The organism is Mesotoga infera (assembly GCA_011045915.1).
In the GTDB taxonomy this organism is placed as follows: domain Bacteria; phylum Thermotogota; class Thermotogae; order Petrotogales; family Kosmotogaceae; genus Mesotoga; species Mesotoga infera_D.
This window is the reverse complement of the sequence record DSBT01000115.1, coordinates 1-3,747: the sequence shown is the minus strand read 5'-3', so window position 1 is coordinate 3,747 and position 3,747 is coordinate 1. Positions and strand designations below refer to the sequence as shown.

The 3,747-nt window shown below is 48.0% G+C and carries 3 protein-coding genes; all 3 read right to left on the bottom strand.

Features of this window, described 5'->3' with window-relative positions:
• The coding region (locus tag ENN47_03955; GenBank protein HDP77334.1) for an alpha-N-arabinofuranosidase at positions 1–1,652 on the bottom strand (1,652 nt) is incomplete at its 3' end.
• Positions 1,653–1,666: 14 nt separating this feature from the next.
• Positions 1,667–3,082 (bottom strand): glycoside hydrolase, encoded by a 1,416-nt coding sequence (locus ENN47_03950; GenBank protein HDP77333.1) that lies wholly within the window; start codon positions 3,080–3,082, stop codon positions 1,667–1,669.
• 5 nt (positions 3,083–3,087) lie between these two features.
• Positions 3,088–3,747: carbohydrate ABC transporter permease (locus ENN47_03945; GenBank protein HDP77332.1), on the bottom strand; the 660-nt coding region annotated here is incomplete at its 5' end.

The following is a 3,747-nucleotide window of genomic DNA, read 5'->3' as shown; positions in this document are numbered from 1 at the left end:
GACTTGAACCAGTAACCGATAACCTCGAGATTCTCGTCGGTAAGCTTAGAAGGTATTACCACATCTCCGAGATTCTCGTTGAAGAGTTTCTGAACATGATAACTTGGGGTTCCATACACTCTTGTGTTGTCGAACCAGATGAGGTCCGGCGTCCACTGCGACCAGCCCGGCCTGTTGAACAGGGGCGCGTAAGCCGCCATTATTACGATGTCTGAATTGCGTTCAAGGCCAGTCATCAAAGCCGCTTCCGCCATTGCTGCTTGAAGGGTGTTCCTTGTCCCGGCCGCGTGGGCTGCGTATTCTCCAAGCATGACCTTTGGACCGGATCTGTCGTACTTGTCGTATCTATCTGTGTTCCTTAAGATCCATTCCGGAACGGCATACATGTGCTCATCAAGAATTTCGACACCGTTCTCTCTTGCCCATCTCCATGCCCTGTTGAATGAAGCTCCTTCATATGAAGGCGGGCCGCTGAAAACAATTATGATTTCAGGATACTTCGCTTTGACAGCATCTCTGAACATCGGGAAGCGATCATGATATTCCGTGCCCCAATTCTCGTTTCCTATACCAATATACTTGACGTTGAAGGGCTCGGGATGACCAAGCTCGACACGCTTTGAACCCCAGAGTGAATTCTTTGGCCCATTTGCAAACTCTATGAAGTCAAGAACATTTTCAATCCATTCGTCCATCTCATCAATTGGGCAGTACTCGGCTCCCCGAACCTGACAGGACATGCCCGAGTTGAAGATTGGTATTGGCTCTGCTTCCAGGTGTTCCGACAGGAGGAGATATTCGAAGAATCCGATGCCGTATGACTGGTGATAGCCCCAGAGGTTGTAGTTTGCCTTCCTCTCTTCTACCGGTCCGATTGTATCCTTCCATCGATAGGCGTTCTCCAGGCTGTCGCCTTCAACGAGGCAGCCGCCCGGAAACCTTACGAAACCAGGCTTAAGTTCTTCAAGCATCTTTAGAAGATCTATCCTCATGCCGTTCCAGTTCTCTTCAGGAAAAAGCGAAATCATGTCCAGGCAGACCTCGCCGGCCCCTCTCAATATAAGTAAAAGCCTGCCGTTATCGCAGTCTTCGGTGATCTCAAATTCTACCGAATACTTCTCCCACTCAGCGCCGAAAGCCGACGCGAGGCTAGCTTCATCGATTGTGTTGCCCTTCGCATCCGTCAGTAAAACTGTGATTTCACCGCTGTATTCTGAATTACCTCGAATGAATGCTGAAAACACGTACCGTTTCCCTTCCATCATAGGAATGCCGTCGTAACCGTTGTTGGAAAGCGATACTGATCCGCTATCAGATGCAATAGCAAAACTCAAGTAATGGGGATTGTTCTCATTAAGCGGCAGTTCAGAGTCAATCGAGAAGGTGGCCTGGCAACCGGTTTCAAAGTCTGCAAACCAGCCTTCGAGAGGATCTTTGTGTTCGAAGGATCGATTTCTTATAAATTCAGCGTATAGACCGCCATCTACTGCATGGTTTATGTCTTCGAAGAATACGCCGTATAGGAAGGGACTTATCTCGGGACCGGGATTGCTGGGATCTATTGTCAGCACATGACCGGCATTCACAACAAGAGTTTCCGGAATAAAAATCATCATGAGAACAAAGGTCAATAAAATGGAGGCTTTTTTCATTTAGATCACTCCATTCATTGCCCGAGAACAAGGGTGAATTCATTCTTCTCACCCTTCTTAACGTCAATAATGAATGTCTCTGACAGCGCTCCGCTTTCCACCGAGACCTCGTACTTACCGGCAAAACCGTTGAAAGCCACTTTGCCAGAAATATCCGTCTCGAGACGGACAGAGGTTTTCCATTCTTCGTGAATAAGCCTCTTCAACTCATCAAAGATCGGTTTTATCGAGAGATCGTCGCGCAGAAATCCGCTGCCTGACTGCCACGCCCTATAGAAATTCCAGTACGTTATTGCCTCGACCGCCGGATGGCTGAAGAAGACTTTGTAGAATATCCTGGCGATCTCGGCCTGTATCTCTTCGGCCTCACTTATAGAGACGTCGAAAGCATCTATCACGGCGGGAAGAGGAATCTGAAACTCCGATATATGAATAGGTTTCCCCAGCTGAGCCAACTCGTCAATTGCAAGATATATGCTTTCCAAGGATCGCAGCTGACCAAGTAGATCCTGAGCAGTGAAAATATGCGCTTCGGCCCCAATCACATCTATGGGAGTTCCTTCATTTGTGAGTTGGCCGGCTCTCGAAATGAAGGCTCGCCTGGTCCGCTCATTCACCAACACTCCGTATTCGTTTAGTACTGTAATGGCGTCGGGATCAATTTCCTTAACGATTCTAAACGACTCGGCAATATAGTCCGAACCTATCGAGTCGAACCAGGGTTGAACAATAGGCTCATTAACGACATCCCAGTACTGGATGAGATCCTTGAACTCTTCGACTTCCCTGGTGACTCTCGAAAAGAGATATTCCCGTACCTCTGCCCATTGACCGAGCTTTCCTTTCACTTCTATCCAGGCGGGGACGCCGACGCTCGGCGGATTCCCCCACACAAGTGTGTGCCCCTTAACCGGCACTTCGTTTTCACTCAGCCACTGTGCAATCTTCTCAGAGGCTTCGGCCAAGCGAATTCTTCCTTCTGTGGACTCATAGTCTGCCCAGTAAAAGGAGGGAAGAGTAGCGAAGTTGAAAAGCTCAAGATACAAACGCTTATATTCCTGGAGATCTTCCTCAGGCAGTGGCCTGATCCCGAATCTCCTTCCGCGGTTGTAACTGGTTTGAGCGTAAGCGTAAAGCAGGTATTCGGGAGCATTTCCGAAGTAGAACTCATGTGAAAGTTGCCTGGCGGACACCGAAATGTTCTCCGATTTCTCTCCATCTCTATCTATGATTTCTATTTCAACCTGTACTTTTCTATCGGTCTCTATCCTTTCTTCGAAAGTGCTTACATCGATATCGATAGGCAAGACACGACCTCCAAAAGATAGACTGCAAACAAGAAAGCCCAAGATTATTAGCAGACAAGCTCTTGAGGTCATTGCCGACTCTTCTTCTCCTATTCTCCGAAAAGACTTCAGTGTTTTTGACATGGCATCTACTCCTTTCCAAGAGATCCCAGGGAGATTCCTTTCATCAAGTATCTGTGGAATGCGATGAAGATTATCAAAGACGGGGCTACTGAGAAGAAAGCGCCCGCCATCATTGGTCCTATTCCTCTATAAGGATCTCCCCACCCCGCGCTGAATCTTATCAGTGCTATAGGCAATGTGAATTTATCTGACTTGCTCAAGATCAACAGCGGCCATAGAAAGCTGTTCCAGGAACCAAGAAACGTCATGAGAGAAAGCACGAGCATCGCGGGCTTGATGTAAGGAATCACTATGCTTATCAGAAACCTTAACTTGGAACACCCATCTATCCACGCGGCATCCTCCAGCTCTTTGGGTATGTCGAGCATGTACTGCCTTAAGAGAAATACCCCGAATGTTCCCCCAAGGCCGGGCAATATCAGGGAAAGGTAAGAATTAGATAATCCCATACCATTTATTATGAAGAAATGAGGTATTAGAAAGAGAACGGCAGGGAAGGCCAGGACAGCGACATAAATCCAAAAGATGAGCATACGTCCTCTAAATCTCAATCGAGACAGCGCATAAGCGGCCGGGATTGAGAGAACCAGCGTTGCAAGAGTGGAGCTCACCGCCACAATCACGCTATTGAGAGTTGCTTTGATCAGTGAAAGGCCCCCTGAGGG

Coding starts and splice junctions, on each gene's coding strand:
- ENN47_03950 (HDP77333.1), bottom strand. CDS start 3,082: ATGTCAAAAACACTGAAGTCTTTTCGGAGAATAGGAGAAGAAGAGTCG.